The 20,370-nt window shown below is 72.5% G+C and carries 14 protein-coding genes; 5 read left to right on the top strand and 9 right to left on the bottom strand.

Translation table 11 applies throughout. The features are described 5' to 3' along the window. The first annotated feature begins 490 nt into the window (after positions 1-490). The gene (locus NQZ70_RS40925; RefSeq protein ID WP_237244511.1) at positions 491-928 is read left to right on the top strand and encodes a hypothetical protein; all 438 of its coding nucleotides are present in this window, start codon (positions 491-493) and stop codon (positions 926-928) included. 2,038 nt (positions 929-2,966) lie between these two features. Then, the gene (locus tag NQZ70_RS40930; protein WP_237244512.1) at positions 2,967-4,571 is read left to right on the top strand and encodes a helicase HerA domain-containing protein; all 1,605 of its coding nucleotides are present in this window, start codon (positions 2,967-2,969) and stop codon (positions 4,569-4,571) included. Positions 4,572-4,782: 211 nt separating this feature from the next. On the opposite strand, the gene NQZ70_RS40935 is transcribed toward NQZ70_RS40930, so the two are convergent. The 7 genes from NQZ70_RS40935 to NQZ70_RS40965 all read right to left on the bottom strand — a co-directional run bounded on the left by NQZ70_RS40935 (position 4,783) and on the right by NQZ70_RS40965 (position 13,410). Then, on the bottom strand, positions 4,783-6,360 hold the full coding sequence (locus NQZ70_RS40935; protein WP_129579064.1) for a carboxypeptidase-like regulatory domain-containing protein: 1,578 nt from the start codon (positions 6,358-6,360) through the stop codon (positions 4,783-4,785). A gap of 203 nt (positions 6,361-6,563) precedes the next feature. Then, a complete protein-coding gene (locus tag NQZ70_RS40940; RefSeq protein WP_129579065.1) occupies positions 6,564-7,136 on the bottom strand; it encodes a hypothetical protein in 573 nt (190 codons plus the stop codon). A 609-nt stretch (positions 7,137-7,745) separates the two neighbouring features. Further along, the gene (locus NQZ70_RS40945; protein WP_129579066.1) at positions 7,746-9,446 is read right to left on the bottom strand and encodes a serine/threonine-protein kinase; all 1,701 of its coding nucleotides are present in this window, start codon (positions 9,444-9,446) and stop codon (positions 7,746-7,748) included. A 195-nt stretch (positions 9,447-9,641) separates the two neighbouring features. Continuing rightward, a complete protein-coding gene (locus NQZ70_RS40950; protein WP_129579067.1) occupies positions 9,642-11,297 on the bottom strand; it encodes a DUF2254 family protein in 1,656 nt (551 codons plus the stop codon). Between the two features lie 79 nt (positions 11,298-11,376). Then, the gene (locus tag NQZ70_RS40955) at positions 11,377-12,483 is read right to left on the bottom strand and encodes a hypothetical protein (protein ID WP_237245731.1); all 1,107 of its coding nucleotides are present in this window, start codon (positions 12,481-12,483) and stop codon (positions 11,377-11,379) included. Between the two features lie 214 nt (positions 12,484-12,697). Next, complete coding sequence (locus tag NQZ70_RS40960) at positions 12,698-13,042, bottom strand: hypothetical protein (RefSeq protein ID WP_129579068.1); 345 nt, start codon at positions 13,040-13,042, stop codon at positions 12,698-12,700. Next, the gene (locus NQZ70_RS40965; protein ID WP_129579069.1) at positions 13,030-13,410 is read right to left on the bottom strand and encodes a hypothetical protein; all 381 of its coding nucleotides are present in this window, start codon (positions 13,408-13,410) and stop codon (positions 13,030-13,032) included. The genes NQZ70_RS40960 and NQZ70_RS40965 overlap by 13 nt, the downstream gene beginning before the upstream one ends. A gap of 190 nt (positions 13,411-13,600) precedes the next feature. On the opposite strand from NQZ70_RS40965, the gene NQZ70_RS40970 reads away from it, so the two are divergent. The 3 genes from NQZ70_RS40970 to NQZ70_RS40980 all read left to right on the top strand — a co-directional run bounded on the left by NQZ70_RS40970 (position 13,601) and on the right by NQZ70_RS40980 (position 16,965). Next, positions 13,601-14,515 (top strand): tetratricopeptide repeat protein, encoded by a 915-nt coding sequence (locus NQZ70_RS40970; protein ID WP_237244513.1) that lies wholly within the window; start codon positions 13,601-13,603, stop codon positions 14,513-14,515. A 64-nt stretch (positions 14,516-14,579) separates the two neighbouring features. Then, positions 14,580-16,004, top strand: a complete 1,425-nt coding sequence (locus tag NQZ70_RS40975) for a protein-disulfide reductase DsbD (RefSeq protein ID WP_129579070.1) — start codon at positions 14,580-14,582, stop codon at positions 16,002-16,004. Positions 16,005-16,035: 31 nt separating this feature from the next. Beyond that, positions 16,036-16,965, top strand: a complete 930-nt coding sequence (locus NQZ70_RS40980; protein WP_129579071.1) for a hypothetical protein — start codon at positions 16,036-16,038, stop codon at positions 16,963-16,965. 9 nt (positions 16,966-16,974) lie between these two features. On the opposite strand, the gene NQZ70_RS40985 is transcribed toward NQZ70_RS40980, so the two are convergent. Beyond that, positions 16,975-17,955: a hypothetical protein gene (locus tag NQZ70_RS40985; protein ID WP_129579072.1), complete on the bottom strand. Its 981-nt coding sequence runs from the start codon at positions 17,953-17,955 to the stop codon at positions 16,975-16,977. Positions 17,956-18,012: 57 nt separating this feature from the next. Continuing rightward, on the bottom strand, positions 18,013-20,343 hold the full coding sequence (locus NQZ70_RS40990) for a tetratricopeptide repeat protein (RefSeq protein WP_129579073.1): 2,331 nt from the start codon (positions 20,341-20,343) through the stop codon (positions 18,013-18,015). Positions 20,344-20,370: the final 27 nt, after the last annotated feature.

Here is a 20,370-nt window from a genome sequence, read left to right on the forward strand (position 1 = left end):
TTCCGGCGGCGTCGAAAACCGGAGAACATCATACCCATCGGCCTCGTTCCTCGTTTGGGTATCTTGATTGGGCACCACGGCGTGCGAACGAGGCTCGCTTGCGAGCCTTTACGTCCAAGCACCCGGAATTGCTGGGTTCCCGAATGGCGCCCGCGCCACCAATCGCAGGGCAGAACAGCGCCGGAGCTCAGCCGCTCGCGGAGCCCCACCGGCGCTCGGGCTCTACCGCGAGGTAGGCCGTCCTGCCGGCGTACCCGACAATGATAGCGGCACGGTGTGATGACCGCGCCGCGGATTTTGTCAGCGCCCGAACCTTCCCCCCCTTGACGCCCCGTTATCGCTCAAGGATCGTATCAGAGCATCCAGAACGGTCGGGGGGAGCATGGGGTTCCGGTCGTCCACGCGAACAACCGCGTTCGCACGGTGGGGTTGCGCCTGCGCGCTCATCGTTGCCCAGGCGCCCGCAGCGGCTTCCGAATTCAGCGGCGGCGTGAGCGTGGGTGGGATCCAGATCGGGACCGAGCCCAAGCTCGCGGTGAGCCCGTTCGTCGGGGTGCTCTGGCGCAGGGAGAAGGACTTTCGGATCGACGTTCACAACATGTTCAGCATCGTTCCGGGCTCACGGGTAGGGTTCTACGACCGGACGGCGGTCACTCTCGGGTACGTGACGGAGACACGCAACGTCAGCATCGGCCCGTCCCTGTCGATTTACGTGATGCCTGTATGCGGTGCGGTGTTCTGCGACCGAGTGATGGGGATCGCTCCAGGTGGTCGCGCCCAATCCGACTGGTACTTTGCCGGGCGGTTCGGCGCATCCATGAGCGCCAACGTGGACTGGGCCGGCGGGAGCAGCCTCGTTCTTCCCGGCAGCTTGGTCGTGATGGTCACCGCTGGACCCATCTGGAGATTCGGGGGGAGCTCCAAGTGAAGAAAGTCTTTCTCATTCCATGTTTTGCCCTGATCGCTTGTAATTTCGACATGGGCGAGTGTTATCTCCGCGGTGAGGGATCGGACGGGGCCGGCGGCGGCATCATCCTCCCGAGCGGGGCCGGCGGCTTCGGGGATGCTCCTCCGGAGCCGCGAGACGGCCTGGATGCACCTCCTGCCGTCTGCAACATCGCGGCCGAGAGCCCATGCAACGAGAAGTGCCAGGCGGACTACGAGGACGCATCGGCTCAGTGTGGGAAAACGGATGACGAAGCGCAACGACGGGCATGTCAGGACAGCGCGCACGCAACCTATTTGAGCTGTCGGGCCGACTGCGAGCAGACAAGCAATCGCAGCTGCGATGAGAAGTATCAGGATTGCATAAACCACGGTCCGTGGTCTTGTGCAAGACCAGGCTCTGGAAGCGATGGCACGAAGTGTCGGGCCTGCTTTAGGCGGTGCGAGTCCGGGGATCCTCCATCGCCGGACTGCAAAAAGTGTCTATTTTGAGGTTTCAATGACGATACACATCGCCACAAATGAGGACATTCGGAGAGCGGTGCGGCGCGGGCTTCGCCTTCCTGTACGTTTCGTGCGCGATAATATGCTGGAAGGGCCGTGCGCGTCCGACCCCGAAGACCATTGCGCGCTGCGGTGCGATTATTGGAACCTTCAAGGGCGGGAAAGAACGCAATTTCGCTCACGATTTCACGATGTTATGAATGCGTTGAAATCACGGCAGAGAACCGTCGTATGGACGTCCGGGTTGTGGAGCGATAGGCTGATGCTGTGGGCGCTCTGCGCATGGAGGCTCCGCTATCGGCCCGAGCGCCCGGATCTCGACATCGTCGTCCTGGGAGATGCGCCGGAGGATGGGTTTAGCCGTGGGTTCGTCCACGTGAAGCCGGCTGACGCGCGCCGCGGTCTGGACGACGCGCGCGCTCTATCTCGGACGCGCGTCCAGCATATGGGGCGCTCTTGGCGAAAGGTATCCGGTCGGTCTCCGGTCCTGTCCACCGAGGGAGGGCACGCAGTTCGAGCACGGAAGGATCTCGTAGAGCTGGGCACCCACCAAGCGGCATTCTTTCCTCGGGTGGACGGCTGCACGCTCACCCCATCTCGGATTGACGAGCTCTTATTCTCGTGTCTCGGCGAAGACTGGTCGACGCCCGTGGATGTATTGATGCACCGCTCGCCGGCTGGCGCAGAGCTGCTAAATTATTGGATGATACGCATCAGCGATTGCTATTTTGCCATGCGGCTGCGCCAGTGGGCCGAGCACCGTGGGGCTGAGGCCGCACTGGAGAGTGTGCCCTATAGGACGGACAGGCCACCTATGCTAGAGGCTCGCTATAGGTTGACGGCTATCGGTGATGAAATAAAGCGACACGGTCTTGCTGAGATCGCTCAAGGACCGCCGCTGCCGGTATGGGGCGCTACGGCGTACGACCCGGCGGCCCCCTGGGTCGTGGTGGGTGGCCCCTCGGGGCAGCGCCTCCAGCGTCTTGGAGAGCGCCCCACCCAGGAGTCCGATGAATAGCGAGCTCGATCCTCGCGGCGCGGGCGCTGGGAGCGCAGGCGCCCGCGGAGCGGAGCCGCACACGAACATCATCGCAGCAGCATTCGGACGGGCGAACTGCCATTGACAAAGTCGTGCTCGATCGCGGCGTCGCAGTGCTTCACGAGCTCCGTGAAGCGCTGCTCCTTGGCCAGGGGGGGCGACCCCCCGCCTCGCCTGGCATCGCGCCTGGTCGCCCGGGGGGGGCGACCCCCTGCCGGCGCCGCAGCTGCTTCGGACCGCCGCTGTGGTCAGGCGGTCGAGGCAGCGCCGACGGCGGAACGCCACCCCGGAACGCCACCCCGGCCCGCTGCGTGCCTCGAACGCGCGGTCGCCCCTTCGAGGATGCCGGCCGCGGGCCCCGGCCGCGCGCCCGCCGCTTCCGTGCGATGCCGCCTGCCCGGCTCGCCCGCCCCGCCGCGCTCGCCTACAGTTCACCCGCGAGCGCGACCAGCCCCGAGCCCCCCCGGGAGGCGACCCCTTGAGCCCCATCCTCTCCCTCTGCGACGGCTACCGACTCGATCTCTCCGACTACGCGCGCACCGGCCTGCGCGTCGGCATCTGGGCCTCGTCCGGGCGCGGCAAGAGCTTCGGCGTCGGGGTCTTCTGCGAGGAGCTGCTCGCGGCCGGCATCCCCGTCGTCGCGATCGATCCCGAGGGGGAGCTCCACACGCTGCGGGAGCGGTTCCGCGCGCTCGTCCTCGGCGGCGCCCACGCGGACCTGCCGCTCTCGCCCCGCGAGCGCGCGGCGGAGCTCGCGCTCGCGCGGGTGCTCGACGAAGGGCTCGGCCTCGTCGTCGACCTGTCCGACCAGCCGACGAGCCGCGCCCAGCAGGAGGCCGCGCTCCCGTTCCTCGAGCGGCTCTGGGCGCTCCTGTCCGAGCGCCGCGCGCCGGCGGCCGTCGTGGTCGAGGAGGTGCACCTCTTCGCCCCGCAATCGGGCGCGTCGCTCACCTCGGAGATCCTGCACCGCCTCGCCAAGCAGGGCCGCAAGCGCGGCGTCCTCCTCGTCGTCGCGAGCCAGCGCACGCAGGCCGTCTCGAAGGAGCTCATGAGCCAGCTCAACTTCCCGGCGATCGGCGGCTTCGAGATCGAGCGCGACTACGACGCGGTGAAGGCGCTCGTCGACGGCCACCCGTTCGAGGAGTTCCGCGCGCTCCCGTCCGGCGAGTTCTACCTGCCCGCCGCCGGCCGCTTCGAGCGCTGGCGCGCCCGCCACACCGCCCACGGCGGCGACGCGCCGAGCTGGACCGGCGAGGCCGGCGGCGCGCCGCGGATCGCCGACGCCGCGCTGACCACGCTCATCGACGAGCTGCGCGAGGCGCTCGCGGGCGAGCTCGCGCGCCCGCCGGCGCCGGATCCGAGCGCCGCGCTGCGGGCCGAGATCCGCCGCCTCAAGCAGCACCTCGAGCAGGCCGACGAGGCGCGCAGGGCGGCCGAGGCCGAGGCCGGACGGCTGCGCACGGCGCTGCAGGTCGCCGGCGTGGTCAAGGTGGTGATCCAGAACGAGATCGTGGCGCGCGCCGGCCAGAGCGACGGCGCGCGCCCGCAGGCGGCGCCCGCTCCCGGCGCGCACGCCGCGCCCGCTCCCAGCGCGCACGCCGCGCCCGCTCCCGGCGCGCTCCCCGCGCCCGCGCCCCGCGCGCTGGCGACTCCCGCTCCCGGCGCGCCGCGGAGCCACCTCCCTGCGTCGCCCGCGGCCCCGCTCGCGCCGGCGCCGGGCGGCACGGCCGTGAAGGTCGCCGCGAGGCCGGCCTCGCCGTCGCTCCGGGATCTCGCGATGCCGCCCGCGGCGTTGCTCCAGGCGCGCGGCGTCCAGCGGCTGGTGAGCGCCGCGAGGAGCCACGCGCGGCGGCGCTCGCCCCGCTCGGCGCCGCACGTCGCCCTGGCCGCGAAGCTGCTCGCCGGCGGCGCGGCGCTGACCGCGGAGGAGCTCGCCGCGCGCGGCGGCTCGCGCAGCCAGGTCGAGATCCGGCGCGCCGCGCGCGCGCTCGCCGCGCTCGCCCACGCGGGATTCGCCTCGGTCCAGGGCGGCCGTCACGCGCTGAACGAGGCGGCCGTGCTTCGCGCGCTGCAGAGCGGCTGACGGGGAACGACGCCGGCTCACGCCCTCGCCGCTGCCCGGCCGCGCTCGCAGCGCGCCCGCGGCGGCGTGCATAGCAGCATTGCCCGGCACCGCGATTGCCGCCGCGGTCGCAGCCGTCGTCAGTATCGCAGGTGATGGCGCTGCTCGCGCCGCGTGCTCGGCGTGCGCGAGCGACGGAGCGGAGAGCGTCGGTGGAGCGTCCTGCAACGCATCACTTCGTATCCCCCGAGGCAGGCTTCGTCGACACATCCAGATTCACCGTCGTCACGCCGCCGGCGTTGACGTGCGCCACCTCGCCTTCCATCGTGGACAATGCGGTGATCACGTACCCCCCATCGGGGAGCGATGGCACGCGGTAGTCGCCGGCCTCGTCGGTCACCGGATAGTAGACGCTGACCCCTCCTTTCTGCCCATGCTTGCCGGTGACCATGAGCTTGACTCCGGCGAGGGGCTTGTCCCGCGCGGTGACGTGCCCGCGGATCTCGCCCGTGCCTTCCTCGTAAAGGTTGAGCTCAAGCTCGGTGATCTCCCCATCCTTGACCCGGACGGGCCGCATCATCGACTGCTCGCCGTAGCGCAGCTCGAGGCGCGCCATGCCGGTCGGCAGCTCCTCGAAGCGGAAGCGCCCGTCGGCGTCGCTCACGTTCTCCACGAACCCGGTGGCGCGACCGTGGAGCACGAGCCGCGCGCCGGAGAGCGGTGAACCATCGGCCCGGCGCGCCACGCCAGCGATGCCGCCTCCGGGGGACATGACCACCTTGATCGGATCGAGCTTGTCGCACTCCGTGATCTTCAGCGAGAGCGTGGTCACCGCGTTGGCGCCGTCGTACGCGCGAACCCGGACATCGCCCATGGGAACATGCTCCAGGCGGAAGCCGCCATCCATCTCGCTCATCGCCTGCTGCACCGCGTCTGCCGACGCCATGGACAGCTCGCTGTTCGAGCCGGCGCCCAGGCGCGACTCCGCGTCGACGAGCACGTCGGGCAGCGGGAGGCCCGTTTTATCTTCCACCTTCCCCACCAGGGTGCACCCGCTCGAGAGCGAGATATCCACCTCCTTGGTCTCCCCGGGCTCCACGGTGAGCGCCGGAGAAAACGACGGCGCGCGACCGGCGGCGGTCACCTTGAGGAACACCGCCCAGTTCGGGAACTGGTCCGCGCGGAACGAGCCGTCAGGGCTATCGAACGTCTTGGTCCAGAGCGGCGGCGGCGCCGGGAGCATCTCGGGAAGCGAGGTGACGGCCGTGATGGTGAAGCGGCGTACAGGCTCCTTGCGCTCATCGTAGACATGCCCGATGACCGCCCCGCTCTTCGGGAGCACCAGGCTCACCGTCGCGCCGCTGTGCGCCGGGGCCGAGGTCGAGCCATATCCCTCCATGGTGGCGCTGAGCTGGTACGTCCCTTCCGGGAGGGCGAGCTGGAAGCGCCCACGCTCGTCGCTCTGGGCGGAGCCCGCCGTCGACAGGAGATTGCCCGCAGTCTGAAAGGTCATGGCGATGACCGTCGCTCCCGCGACCGGATCGCCTTCGGTGCTGAAGACGTACCCGGAGATCGTCGGCTTCGGCGCCGAGGCCTGCTTGGGCGCGGGCGGAGGCGGCAAGAGGGCACGATTGCGATAGGTGGAGCGGCCCTTCGCGCCCTCGACGGCGTGCGCCCTGGCGGGGGCCGCTTCGTCGTTGCGCCAAGCCATGAGGAAGACGGCGCTGGCCAGGAGCACGAGCCCGCCGAGGAGCCAGGCCTTGCCAGGGACCTTTCGCGAACGCTTATCCCTTACGCTGCATGGTTGCATGTGTTCTCTCCAGGTAACGTGCCCAGGAAGGGCCGCGATCGCGCGCCTTGTGCCTGGTAAATAATGCTCAGCGCCGCCGGCGATCGCCGGCGGCGTCTGCCGTCAGGACCGGCTCGGGTCGAGCAGTCCTGTCGTCCGGTGCAAGGAAGCGCGCCCGGACCGAGGGCGCCTTACGCAGCGCCTCGGTCCGGGCAAGGCATCGATCACGATTCAGAAGGCTCAGACGGCTCGGAAGGCTCAGTCCCGGTGAGAGGCGCAGGCGTGGTGAAGAAGTCGAAGTCGACCTGAACGCCGGCAGCCAGACGCTCTGTGATCGCGCCGGTGAGGGCGCCGTTGACCCTCGACTCCCCCGCGAACAGCGCCAGGACAGGCTGGACCTGCTTCGAGATGTCGAACCCGAAGTTCCGGTTACGGTGCAGAGGGGAGAGGATGATCACGGTGGTCTTGTTTTGCGGAGCGAAGTCGTTGTTGCAGTCGAACTTCCCCGAGGTCAGCTTCTCGGCAACGAAGAGCGTGGTGCTCTGCTGGAACGCAGCGGCGCCGCCGTCGATCCACTTGACCGCGATCTCGCACGCCTCGAAATCGCTGCCGATCTGCGCGGAGAGATCGACATAGCGGAAGGCCGAGTGATTGAACTCGAGCCTCCCCACCTCGACCTCGATATCGTCCCAGCTGAGCGTCACGTTCTGCGCCCTGTTGACATCGATCGCCATGGCATTGCCGGAGATCGCAACAGTGCCGAGGACGCAAAGCGACAGAGAAAGGATCTTCTTCATGATTACCTCCAATTAGCGCCAGTCCGGCGACAACGAGGCCCATCATGTTCCACAGACGATCCAGCGCAAGGGCTTTCTTCGCGAAGTGCCCGTTCGAAGCGCTTTCCAATATAGTCACTTCCCGAAGATTGTCAGGGATGTGCGGTGTCCGTCGCCGATGGGCGCGTCTGTCATGTGGAATCGACCGCGCGGTAACACCGCCGCATCACGTCCGGACGTATCGGCCCAACTACCCGCGAGAGCTGCCGTTGTCGGCCCAAAAGCAGAGACAGCGAGAAACAATTGGAGATGCAGACATGAAGGGCACCGAGGAAAGGAGCGATTAAACACTGTGCGTCCTTGGCGCTCTCTGTGGCTCTGCGGTCAAATTTCTTTCTCCGAGGTCGGATCGCATGCGCGTGACGTGAGGTGGTAGGCGGTCGGAATCATCGCGGCGTACGTACCTCGAGCTATGTTCCCGCTTGCGTGAGCCGCACCGACGTGACTGCGCGACGTCCTCGACGTTGCGGGCGGGTCTCCGGGCCGCGCGGTACACCGCCGGAACCGCCCGAACCACGAACCGACCTTGTGCCCTAGTACCTACACCGCACCTGGATATCGGTCGGCGCTCTAGCAACCGGAAACGGCGAGCAGGCGGATCGTCGCGATCGCCCCCAGCACGAACAGCCCCGCGAAGAAGATCCTCCGCTTGCGCCGCAGCTGCTCGGCGGTGAGCCCGCCGCTCTCGGGCGCGACGTCCGGCGCGATCTCCTCGCTGCCGCGCGCCGCGGACACCCCGGCCAGGCTGCTCGCCCCCGCAGGCGCGCTCGCCGCGCCCGCCGCGTTCGCCGCGCTCGCCGCGTTCGCCGCGTTCGCCGCGCTCGCCGCGCTCGCCGCGTTCGCCGCGCTCGCCTTGCTCGCCGCGCTCGCCTTGCCGGCCGCGCTCGCCTTGCCGGCCGCGCTCGCCTTGCTCGCCGCGCTCGCCCTGCCGGTCTTCTGCGCCGCCGCCGCGCCGCCCGAGGCCTCCGCCGCGGCGCGGCTCCGCTGGAGCTCGCCCTCCGGCGTGGTCGACGCCGCGAGCGCGCGCGGGCGCGGCGGCGTGTCCTCCGGGCCGTCGAAATCGAGGTACTGCACCGAGAGCGAGCCCTTCGCGGCGCCGGGCGGACGCGGGGCGCCGCTCCCGCGGAGCGACGGCGCGCTCCGCCGCGCGTCCGGCGCCGACGGGCGGCCCGACGGGCGATCCCCGGACGCAGCGTCCGGCACGCCCGACAGCGCCCTCCCCAGGAGATCCGGCGAGCTCTGCCCCGGCCCGCTCGCCGGCGGGAGCGACGGCGAGGCGTAGCAGCCGGCGCCGCTCAGCGAGCCCGCCCGCGCGATGTACGCCTCGACGTGCTCCTTCAGCTCGCTCCTGGCCTCGTGCTCGGCGCCCTGCCCCATCCCGCGGAGGACCTGCTCGAGCTCCTCGGCCAGCTTGCCCGCGCTGGCGATGCGCTTGTCGACGCGGAACTCGGTCGCCGCGTCGAGCGCGTCCGCGAGCGGCGCGCACAGGTCGGGCAAGAGCTCGCGCGCGCGCGGGACCGGCGTCGACGCGACGCGCATGATCAGCTGCGCCTGCGTGTCGGCCTTGCGCACCCGGCTGCCGAGCAGCGCCTCGAGGAGCGTGAGCCCCAGCGAGAACACGTCCGCGCGCCCGTCGAACGGCTCGCCGCGCGCGAGCTCCGGGGGCATGTACGGGAGCTTGCCCTTGAACACGGCGCCGTCGGCCTGCTCGCCCGCGAGGCCCGGGATCCGCGCGACGCCGAAGTCGGTCAGGCAAACGCGGCCATCCCGCGCGATCAAGATGTTGGAGGGCGAGACGTCGCGATGGACGACCGCGTAGCGCCGCCCGTCGGCCTCGCGCAGGCTGTGCACCGCCTCGAGCGCCCTCGCCATCTCCCGGCCGAGGTACGCCACCGCGCGCGGCGAGAGCGCGCCCACCTTCCTGAGCACGCGATCGACGGCGGGCCCGTCGATGTAGTCGAGCGCGAGGTACACGGAGCCCTCGCAGTCGCCGAGCTCGATCAGCCGCACCACGTTCGGGTGATCGAGCCGCGCGATCACCTCCGCCTCGGCGAAGAACGACTCCCTCGCCACGTCGCCGAGCTCGGGCCGCGGGGCCAGCCGCTTCAGCGCGACGCGGCGCAGGGAGCCCGGCGGCTGCTCCTGCTCGGCGAGCCACACCTCCCCCATGCCGCCCTTGCCCAGCATCCGGACGAGCCGGTACTTGCCGGCGAACAGCTCCGGCGGAGGATCGGACGCGGCATGCTTGCGACGCGGGCGTGAGGCGGGCATCTCGGGTGTGTGCGGCGCGGGACCTCGGCGTTCGTCGAGGCTAGCCCTCCTGCGCTGGGTCGAGGGGGTGCAGGGAGCGCATGCCCGATCCTATCGCCGCCCGCGCGCCGCAGGAATCGTCGCGTCGATGCCCGGCGCGGATCCAGCCTGCGTGTACAGCGCCCCGGCTCCGGCTCGAGCGCGCCGGACGCCCCGTCACTCCTGCGTCTGCTCCTCGCGGATCGGCTCCCGCATGGTCGTCGCCGGGAACCACTCGAAGAAGCGGTGGATGAGCTGCCGCCGCTCGGGCTCGATGTACTCGAACACCGCGCCCCGGTCGTTGATCTCCCAGAACTCGTTGCTCGTCACGGCCAAGAGCTCCGCGCGGATCGAGCGCAGCCGATCGGGCCGCTCGTCGCGCATGTCGCGGTAGATCCGCCGCGCGAGCGCCTCCTCGCCCTTCTGCAGGTAGTACGTGGCGAGCTTGACCTGCGCCTTGCGGACGCCGCGGAGCGACGGCTCCTGCTGGTCGAGCTCGGCCTCCTTGTCCACCTCGAGGAAGAGCTGGAGCAGCTCGTCCCGGGCAGGTGCGTGGAGGTCGTACGCGCGCTCGTTGACCACGCACAGGTCGAACGCGACGGTCTCGGTCAGGAACGCGAGCCCCATCGCGTGGGCCGTCTGCGCGTAGTACTTGAAATGCCGAGCGATCTCGAGGACCTGATCCCCCCAGCCCGCCTTGAGCAGCTCCTCGGCGAGGTAGCGGTACTGGTTCAGGTTGTTGTAGGCCGCGGCGATGTCCTTCGCGTTGAGCGAGCGGCGCATGTAGGTGTTGAAGAACTTCACGACGACCGCGACGGCCGCCCGGTCCCCCACGGCGATGGCGGTCTGCCCGATGTAGCGCGTGTCGATCGCGACGCGCGTGATGAGATCGGGCATCGCCGTGAGCGCCTCGCGGTAGACCATCAGGAACTGGCGGAGCGCCTTGTACTCGAGCCAGGTCCGCGTGGCCGAGAGCTTGCCGAGCGCCTCGGCGTTCATGCTCACGAAGTCGGCGTCCTTGGCGAGGCGGTCGCGGATCTGGAACCAGCGCGGATCGAGCGTCGCCTTGTGCGGCAGGTACGCGACCACGAGCTCCGACAGCGAGTCGACGGTCTTCGACGCGATGCCCTTGTCCTTCTGGTCGATCGCGTTGAGCGCCACGTCGGCGAGCTGCTCCAGCGACGAGAGCGCCGTCACCCGCCGCTCGTCGACCTCGCCGTCGCTCTCGTGATCCGCGGGGCGCAGCGCCTGCTCGATGCCGCTCCGCTTGATCCGCCCGACCACGTTGTCGGGCTCGACGAAGTCGAACACGTACAGGAAGTAGGGCGCCATCATGAGCAGGCTCGCGGTGAGCAGCCCCATGGTGACGAGGACGCCGTACGTCGGGACGAAGGCGTGCTCGGTCGAGCCCTCGCCGACGCGGATCGAGAAGTTGACCCACAGCGAGAACACCGCGCTGACGACGAAGAACCCCATCACGACCATGTTCGTCCGGTCGCGGAAGAACATCTCGGTGATCCGCGGCGTGTACCGGTTCGCGGCGAGCTGCACGATGATGGAGGCGACCGTGATGACGATGCCGAGGATGGCGGCGATGACCTCGCCGATGCCGCCCATGATGTGCTCGGCGTCGCTCGGCGACATGTGCAACAGCACCTCCCGGATCGGGAGGCGCTCGTTCCCGTGCCGCGCGATGTCGAGCAGGTAGACGACCGACAGGGTCGCCATGCTGACGCCGAGCAGATACGACATCGGCCGCAGCCAGATGCGGGCCAGGGCCGCGCCGCGGCGGCGCGTCCCCTCGTCGTCCCCTGCGGTCCGATCCGAGCTCATCAGGTGACCGCCGCTCGCTCCACGCGCCTGACCCCCACGCGCCTGCCCCACGCGTCCGCCACGAAAGGCAGCAGCCCGATTATTTCTTCTCCGGCGGGCTGTCGAGATCTTCCGCGAGGTAGCTGAGGATCACCTCGTCCAGCGACTTCTCGCTGATGAGATCCTCACCGAAGATCGACGCGCCCTCCTGCGGCCGGTTCGTCGCGAAGATGCTGGCCGGGCGCGAGGCCGCGTAGCGGCCGGAGCCGGGGCTGCCCGTGAAGTGCTCGACCGCGACGGGGGCCGCGGGCGGCGGCGAGGGCTGCTCCGGGTGGACGTTGCTGTAGACGCCGGCGCCGGAGGCCGCGGACTCCGACCGCCGCCCGATCACCGACGCGGGCGGCGGCGGGAGGTCCTGGATCTGCTGGAAGAACGGCGTCTGCGCCTCGGCCGCGGCGCGCTCGAGCGCGTCGAGATCGAGATCGATGGACGGCTCGGACTTCTTGATCTCCGGCGCCGCCGGGCGCACGGCCCTGCCGGTGAACGGGCTGGCCGCGCGCCCGCCGCCGCCGAGCCCCTGGATCCCGACCGGATCGAGCTCGAGCCGCGGGCGCGCGCTGGCCGGCGCGGGCGCCGGCTCGGGCGCCGCGGCGCGCGCCGGCGGCGCAGCAGCGGGCGCGACCGCCGGCCTCGCGGGCGGCGCGGCGGGCCTCGGCGGCGGCGTCGGCGCGGGGGCCGGCTTCGGGCGCGGCGCCGCCTCGGGCGCGAGGGGCGGCACGACGGGCGACGCGAGGGGCCGGGACGGCGGGGGCGGCTTCGGCGCGCTCGGGACCTCGGGCGACGACGGGGCCGGCGGCCGCGCGGCCTTGCTCGGCTCGGGAGCGGCGGGCGCCGCGGCCGCGGGGGCCGAGACGGGCGGCGCGGCGCTGTCGTCGAAGAGGTAGTCGAAGTGGCCGTCGCGCAGGGCGATGAACATCGCCTTGTGCTGCTCCTTCATCATGCCGCGCACCGTCTCGGCGAGCGAGGCCTGGCCGACGTGCTCGGCGTACGACGTCTTCGTGGTCTTGAGGATGCGCCCGCCGTCGGCGAAGAGGTGCGTGATGATGTGCGGGTGGCGAATGCCCGAGTCCTCGGTCTGTATGTGGAACAACCGCCCCTTGTGCCGGACGTTGTTGTTGAAGCCGAGCAAGGGCGACGGGGCTTTCACGACAGGCAATCCGAGGTTGGGGAGGTGAGGAGATCGCGCCACCGGGGAGCGCTCGCCACGGCCGAGACTATCACAGCACGGCGCGCCAGGAACGATCCGCAACGTGCCCCCCGTTCCTTCACGGTGGGGGCGCATGTCGGAGCCGGTCGTCCGCTGGCCTGGCGCTCTCGGGGCTCCGCCCCGCGCCGCACGCCGAGCGAGGCGGGCCGTCGGATCAGGGCAGACAGCGCTCCAGGTCGTCCGCGTTGCCCGCTTGCAGGGCGCACGCCACCTCGGTCTGGGTGAGGTCGGCCTCGCAGCGGACGAAGCCGCGCTCGCCGGCGGCCGCCCGCGCCATCGCCTGCCGTTCGGCCACCTCGGACACGGCGGGCTCAGGCGTGGCCGCGCGCAGCGCGAGCTCGACATAGCGATCGAGGAGCGCGGCGCACGCCTCGGGGGTCGGGCGCGGCGAGAGGCGGCGGAGCGCGGCGCGCCCGGCGACGACCCCGACCAGGAGCAGCACGATGGCCAGCGTCGCCATCACGTCGGCGCGCGTCGCCGGCCGCGTCACTCCAGGCACGTATCGACCTGCTCCGGGGTGGTCGCCTGCCGGACGCACGCCATGGCGGCGTCCGTGATCCGCCGCCCGACGCACCGGTCGATGAGCTCCTTGCCGCGGGCGTCCCGCACCGCCGCCGTGCGCTCCTCGACGACCTTCGGGTCGACGACGTTCTGGGCCCGGAGCTCGATCTCCGCGCTCCGCTTGAAGATGGCCTCGCACTCGTCGCGGCTCGCCGGGTGCCCGCACCCGGCCGCGAGCGACGCGCCGCCGACGAGGGCCAGACACGACGCGAGCCAGAGGACCCGGCCCCGACGCGGACAGCCGGTGACCGTGGAGACGGAACGCCGCCTCCGCAGAAGGGAAGTAGAGCCAGGGCGGCGAGGCATGGCCGCGACGATGGCGCCACGCCCGGTGGGGCGCAACCGGGTCCAGCTCCCGGCCGGAACCCAGCCGGAAACCGACGGCCGCCGGCCCCGACGCCCGGCCATGGGCCGCCGGAGCCTCGCCGGCCCGAGTCAAGATGGAAACCTCGCGTCTTGCTGGAACGCGTGTGCAGGTCTGTTACGATTGCTTTCTGTGCGCAAGGCGAGCGAGCACGGTGACAGCGTGGACGGCGCTCGATCCGTCCGGACGGGCTCTGGGGGGCGCCGCACGAAGTCGACGGCGAAAGTCGTTGCGGGCAGCGTCGTTGCGGGCGGCGGGGAGGACGCGGGGCGGGGCGCTCCACGAGAGAAGCGGCCGAGCAATGCGCCGCGCCGGCGCGCGCCGGCGAAGACGCTGACGCCGGAGGAGATGCTGCGGCGGGCGCTGGTCGCGGAGACGCCGCGCTCCCGGGCGCTCTGGGCGCGGCGGGGCCTGTCGCTCCGGGGGCCGCTCGACCGGACGACGCAGGCGATGCTGCTGCGCCAGCTCTACCTCGCCTACTTCGAGACGCGCCGCTTCGAGCGGGCGGCCGAGGTGGCCGAGCAGGTCCTCTCGCTCGGCGTGCTGCGCGACGTCGCCCACCAGGACGCGGCGCGCGCGAAGCAGGCGCTCGGGGACATCGACGGCGCGGTGGGGCACCTCCGGCTGGCGGCGCGCACGGGGCCGGCGAGCCGGCGGGCGTTCCACTGGTGGACGCTGGGCAGCGTGTACCACCTGGCGCGCCGGTACGACGAGGCGATCGGCGCGCTCACGCGCGCGGCGCGCTGGGGCACGCGGGACAAGCCGCTCTACCAGGGGCACCTCGCCGTGGTGCAGTGCGAGAGCGGCAAGGCGGTGGAGGGGCTCGGCGCGCTGATCGACCGGCTCTCGGAGGTGCCGGCGGGCCAGGGGTACGGCCGCTTCGTGCTCGGGCAGATGGCTTACTTCGACCGTCGCTGGGACGAGGCCAAGAAATACCTGGAAGCCTTCGTCCAGCGGAGCACCTCGGGGCGGGCCGCGGTCGCGATCGCGCTCGCGGGGGAGATCGAGGCCGCGCGCCAGACGCTGGCGTCCCTCCCGAAGCGCTGATGCCGGCCTGAACGGACGGCCGCGCGCCGCACGGGGGCGATCGCTTTGCTATAGAACCTCCGTGATGACCGCTTCGACTCGTTTCATGGGAAGCGCCGGCGCCGCCCCGGCGGTTCGTCGACGCGACGCGCGCGGCGCGGCCGGGGCGCTCGGGCGCGCGCTCGCGGCGCTCGTGGCGCTCTCGGTGCTCGCGTGCCCCGCGCTCGCCCTGGCCGCGGATCAGCCGGATCTGTTCACCCGCGGCCTCCAGGCGGGCCCGGTGTTCGCGGGGCTCGCCGCGCTCGCGGGCGGCCTGCTCACGTGCCTCACGCCGTGCGTGTACCCGATGATCGCGATCACGGTGAGCATCTTCGGGGCGCGGGAGGCGAAGTCCCGGCGCGAGGCGATGCTGCTCTCGACGAGCTTCGTGCTCGGGATCGTCGTGCTCTTCACGACGATGCTCGTGGTCGCGGCGCTCACGGGCAGCCTGTTCGGCAGCGTGCTCTCGAACCGGTGGGTCATCGTCGGCATCGCGGCGGTGTTCATCGCGCTGTCGCTCTCCATGTTCGGCGCGTTCGACATGGCGCTGCCCGATTCGCTGATGCAGCGGCTCTCGCAGGTCGGCGGCATCGGCTACGGCGGCGCGTTCCTGCTCGGGCTGGTGAGCGGCCTCGTCGCGGCGCCGTGCACCGGGCCCGTCCTCACCGGCATCATCCTCTGGATCGGGAAGACCCAGAGCATCGGCCTCGGGGCGCTCGTCGGCGCCACCTTCGCGATCGGGCTCGGCCTGCCGTTCTGGCTCGTCGGCGCGTTCGCGGTCGCGCTGCCGAAGGGCGGCAAGTGGATGCTCGGCGTGAAGTCGTTCTTCGGGATCGTGATGCTGATCGTCGCGCTGTATTTCCTGAAGACGACGTTCCCGGCGCTGTCGTCGCTCGCGCAGCCCACGCCGCAGTTCATGGCGGTGATGGCCGGGCTGGTCGTGGTCGGCCTCGTGCTCGGCGCGGTGCACCTGTCCTGGGACGACGGCGGCGTCGGGGTGAAGGCCCGCAAGGGGCTCGGGATCGCGCTCACGGTGACCTGCGGCTTCCTGCTCGTCGCGAGCCTGGATCTGCCGAGGCTCGCCTCGCCCGTGCCGTCGGCGGTGGCCGGCGAGGCCGCGCCGCGGCAGCTCACGTGGCTGCACCAGGAGCCGGTGGCCGTCTCGAAGGCGAAGGCGGAGAAGCGCCCGCTGCTCGTCGACTTCACCGCGGAGTGGTGCGGCGCCTGCAAGCAGCTCGACAAGGACACCTTCTCGGATCCGCGCGTCATGGCCAAGGCGGCGCACTTCGTCGCGGTGAAGGTCGACGCGACGGACGACGAGGATCCCCAGGTCGACGCGGTGAAGGGCAAGTACAAGGTCGTCGGCCTGCCCACGGTGGTGATCTACGACTCCACCGGGGCCGAGCGGAAGCGCTTCAACGACTTCGTCGGCCCGGACGTGTTCCTGGCGGCGCTCGAGGGCATCGAGTAGCGCCCCGCCCGCCGCCCGGTCGCCCACGCCGATGCGCCCTGCCCTGCTCGCCGCCCTCGCGCTCTGCTTCCTGGTCCTCGCCGGCTGCGGCGCTCCGCGACCGACCACCGGGACCGTGGTGATCGGGCTGACGAGCGAGCTGCGCGCCGGCGCCGAGCTCGATCGGCTGCGCGTGGTCCTGCGCGCCGGCGGCGAGCTGCTCCGCGACGACGTGCTGACGCACGGGAGCGGGCAGCTGTTCTTCCCGAGGGAGCTCTTCTTCCGCGATCTCGAGGACGGGACGGCGGTGGAGATCTCCCTGGAGGCGTTCGGGGCGGAGGACGCGGAGCGGCCGGTGCTCGTCCGCGCCGCGTCGACGCGGGTGATCGGCGGCCGCACGTTGCTGCTCCGCGTGCGCCTCGAGCAGGAGTGCGTCGTCGCGCCCGGGGATCCCACGTGCCCGGCGCCGCGGACCTGCGTGGCCGGCGGCTGCAGCGCCCCCGACGTGGATCCCCGGCGGCTCGAGCCGTACAGCGACTCGTGGAAGGCGGACGCCGCGCCGGACGCCTGCAAGCCGGCCGGCGGGGGCGCGCCGGTCGTCGTCGTCGGCGAGGGGCAGGCCGACTACTTCGCGCTCGAGGATCTCGACGAGGTCCAGGTGGAGGCCGGACCGCAGGGCGGCTACCACATCTTCGTCGCCATCCGGCTCAAGAACCTCCGGCAGTCCGGCTCGATCACGGTGGTGAACGGCGCCGTGCCCGAGCTCGACTACGCCATCGAGCCGCTCCGGGTCATCTTCACCCTGGACCAGGACGAGGGCGGCTTCTGCAAGCTCGCCGGGCTGCGGTTCCGGCTCGACGGGGAGCGGACGATCGACGAGCTGCTCGGGAAGGTCGTCGACGTCGAGGTGACCGTCACGGACACCGACGGGGACACCGGGACCGGCAGGCGCAAGGTGACGCTCTCGCAGGCCATCCTGTAGCGCGCGGCCTCACTCGCGCGCGGCGCGCCAGCGCGCCATCCAGCCGCCGGTGAGCAGGTCGAGGGACGCCTCGGCCTCGAGGGCCGCGAGCGCGGCGGCGCGGCGCTCCTCGGGGCTCCGCCCCGGATCGGCCGAGAGCGCGACGGCGCGCTGCCAGGCGAAGAGCAGGTCGAGCACGCGGGCCGTGAGCTTGGCCTGCAGCTCGGCGCGATCGCGGCGGAGGCGCTCCAGGGCGATCTCCTCGTCGGCGAAGACGAGGCGATCGAGCCGCCAGGTCGCGCGCGCCTCGAGCCAGAGGCTCGTGCCGCCGGAGGCCGTCCTCCGCGCCGGATCGTACTGGGTGGGGGCCAGGTTCTCCGCCTCGTCGACGAGGCGCGAGACGCGGAGCCGGAGCTCCGGGAGCAGCGACGACGTCCGGGCGCGCGACGCGATGGCGTCGATGCGCGCCTCGGGATCGAGCAGGCGCGACTGCCGCAGCGCCGCCTCGACGGCGGCGCGGGCCATCGCCGGCGTGACCCGGACCGGCAGCGGGAGCTCGGGCTCGACCTCGGCCGGCGGCGGTGGGGGAGGCGTCGCGGGGGGCGCCCCCGCGGGATCGGGCGCCGGCGCCGCGCGGGGTGGGCTCGGAGGAGCAGGCTTCAGCCGCGGCGCCTCGGATTCGGCGACGGTGGAGGGAGGGGGCACGCCAGGGCGATCGGAGAGCCGCTCCAGGGGGATGCTCGCGAGCAGCATGCCGCTGAGGGAGCGCTCGCCGCCTTCGAGCCGCGCGAGCCCGAGCTGGAGCGAGATCCAGAGCGGCTGCGCGCGCCCCGGGGATGCGGCCCAGAGCTCGTGGGGCGCGGCGTCGATGCGGTCCACGCGCGGGTCGAGCGCGGTCGGCTCATCGTCGAAGGGGAGCTCGGCGCGCGCCTCGGGCGTGGACAGGGCGCAGGCGAGCGCGCCGAGGAGGGAGAGAACGGGGGTGGCGAGGGATCGGTGGTTCGGTTGCACGCGAGCTGGGTCGACCGCCGCGCGCCGCCAGTTGCGTGAACGGGTCGTCCGGCTCGCTCAGCGGCTCCCCGAGCGCGGGCGCGCCGCGGTGGCGAAGCTCCGCCACAGCTCGGTTCCGCCGCCGGGGGGCCGAGAGCGCTCGGCGCCGGCGCGCAGCTCGCTCGCGCCCCCGGGGGGCCGAGATCGGTCGGCGCCGACGCGCAGCTCGCTCGCACCGCCGAGGGACCGTGGCCGCTCGGCGCCGGCGCGCCGGAGGGCCTCGCTGGCGTGAGGCTGGCCGACGGGCCCCGGCCAGGCGCTGCCGCCGCCTGCCCGGAGCAGGTCGCTCGACCCGCCGCGGGTCGCCGCGACCGCCTGCGCGAGCGCCTCCGCGGTCGGCACCGTCCCCGAGGGGAAGCGGGGCGGCCCCTCGAGGGGCGGCTCGCGGGTCGCCGCGGCCGGCCCCTCGAGGGGCTGCTCGCGGGTCGCCGCGACCGCCCGCGCGAGCGCCTCCGCGGTCGGCGCCGCGCCCGAGGGGAAGCGGGGCGGCCCCTCGCGGGGCGAGGCGAGCGCTGGTCCTGGGGCGATCGCCGCGCCGGGGTCGGGCGAGACGGCGTCGGCCGCGGGGTCGCCGAGCGGGGTTGGCGCGACGGCTTCGGGAGCGGCGTCGCTGCCCGCGGCCGGCGCGGCAGCTTCCGCGGCGATGTCGCGGGCCGCGGGTGCGGCAGCCCTGGCCACATCGGTGCCGGCGACGGGCGCTGCCTCGGCCGCCCCGGGTGGCGCGGCGACGCTCACGGCAGGCGCGCTCGGGGCCGGCGGAGGTGCGATCGCGGAGCCCGCGCCCCCAGCGTACGCCGCGGCGGCGCTCTCCCCAGCCTGACCGCTCGCGCCCGAGGTGGGCAGCGACGCTGCTGCCGCGTCGAGCGCGCCGGACGCCGCGGACGGCGCATGGCCGCCGGCGCCTTCGAGGTGCGGCTCTGCGTCGCGCGTCGGCCCGGCGGGGTGGTCCGCCGGGACCTCGTCCTGCGGCGCCGCCTGCGCGGAAGCGTCCGGCCCCGGCGTGGGCGACCTCGGCGCGAGCGGCACCGCGCGCGGCGCAGCGACCTCGAGGCCCACCGCGAAGGGCTCGAACACGTCGCCGTCGAGCCAGCCCGTGCACATCCGCAGGTGCGAGCCGGCCGGGATGTCGCGCACGAACATGTCGCCGAAGAGCGCGTCGATCGCGAGATCCCGCTGCTCGACCACCGGCCTCTCCCAGCTCGGGAGCACCGCGACCACGCGGATCACGAGCTGCCCTCGCGGGCGGCGCGCGCGCGCTCGCGCGAGCGTCCGCGGGCGCACTTCCCAGTAGACGTAGAGCGTCTCCGGATCGACCGCGAGGCCGACGACCTCGTCGAGGTCGTACCGCGCCGGGAGCTCCGCGCGCTCGTCCTGCAAGGCCGCAGCGAGGCCCGGCGCCGCGCCCGCGACGACGCGCTCCGCGATGGCCGCCGGCGGCGGAGCCTCCGGGGGAGAGGGATCTCGCGGCGGCTGTGCCGGCTCGTGGTCGGGAGCCGCGGAAACGGGCTCGGGCTGACGATCCTGCTCGCCCGGGATGGGGGCCTCGGGCTGCTCGCTCGCGCCGGTGTCCTTCGCGGCCTCGACGCCGGTCTCCTCCGCGGCCTCGACGCCGGTCTCCTCCGCGGCCTCGACGCCGGTCTCCTCCGCGGCCTCGACGCCGGCCTCCTCCGCGGCCTCGACGCCGGCCTCCTCCGCGGCCTCGACGCCGGCCTCCTCCGCGGCCTCGACGCCGGTCTTCTTCGCATCCGCGCTTTCGGCCTCGGCCTCCTTCGCATCCGCGCTTTCGGCCTCGGCCTCCTCCGCCTCCGCGCCCTCCGCCTCCGCGCCCTCCGCCTCCGCGTCCTCCGCCTCCGCGTCCTCCGCCTCCGCAGCCCCCACCCTTGCGCCTTGCGCCTCCGTCCCCTCGCCCTGCGCGCGCTGCGCCTGCTCGATCAGCCGCTCCCGGAGCCGCCGCGCGTCCTCGTGTTGCGGCTCGCGCTCCAGGATCTCGTCGAGCACGGCGATCGCCCGGTCCGTGTGCCCCTGCGACGCGTAGATCTCGGCCAGCGTCGTCGTGGCCCGCGGCGGCGGCGGGGGCGGCGGCCACTGCTCGGGCGGGGCCTCGCCGCGCAGCGCGCGCGCGGTCTCCGGCATGTGCAGGCCGCGCTCGACCACGCGCGAGAGCAGATCGCGCGCCCGCCCGAGGAAGCCGCGCAGCCGGGCCCGCTCCGGCTCCCCCTGCGCGGTGCGCGCCAGGATCTCGTCGACGAGCTCGGCCTTCGTGAGCACGCGCGGCCGCGGCACCCCGAGCCCCTCGGCGCGCGCTATCAGCTCCTCCCGCGTCAGCCCGTCGAGCTCCCGGCGCTCCATCGCCGTGGACGCTACCACATCCGCCGC

The organism is Sorangium sp. So ce836 (genome assembly GCF_028553905.1).
Lineage (GTDB): Bacteria > Myxococcota_A > Polyangia > Polyangiales > Polyangiaceae > Sorangium > Sorangium cellulosum_D.

Coding starts and splice junctions, on each gene's coding strand:
- NQZ70_RS40935 (WP_129579064.1), bottom strand. CDS start 6,360: ATGCAACCATGCAGCGTAAGGGATAAGCGTTCGCGAAAGGTCCCTGGC.
- NQZ70_RS40940 (WP_129579065.1), bottom strand. CDS start 7,136: ATGAAGAAGATCCTTTCTCTGTCGCTTTGCGTCCTCGGCACTGTTGCG.
- NQZ70_RS40945 (WP_129579066.1), bottom strand. CDS start 9,446: ATGCCCGCCTCACGCCCGCGTCGCAAGCATGCCGCGTCCGATCCTCCG.
- NQZ70_RS40950 (WP_129579067.1), bottom strand. CDS start 11,297: ATGAGCTCGGATCGGACCGCAGGGGACGACGAGGGGACGCGCCGCCGC.
- NQZ70_RS40965 (WP_129579069.1), bottom strand. CDS start 13,410: ATGCCTCGCCGCCCTGGCTCTACTTCCCTTCTGCGGAGGCGGCGTTCC.
- NQZ70_RS40975 (WP_129579070.1), top strand. CDS start 14,580: ATGACCGCTTCGACTCGTTTCATGGGAAGCGCCGGCGCCGCCCCGGCG.
- NQZ70_RS40980 (WP_129579071.1), top strand. CDS start 16,036: ATGCGCCCTGCCCTGCTCGCCGCCCTCGCGCTCTGCTTCCTGGTCCTC.
- NQZ70_RS40990 (WP_129579073.1), bottom strand. CDS start 20,343: ATGGAGCGCCGGGAGCTCGACGGGCTGACGCGGGAGGAGCTGATAGCG.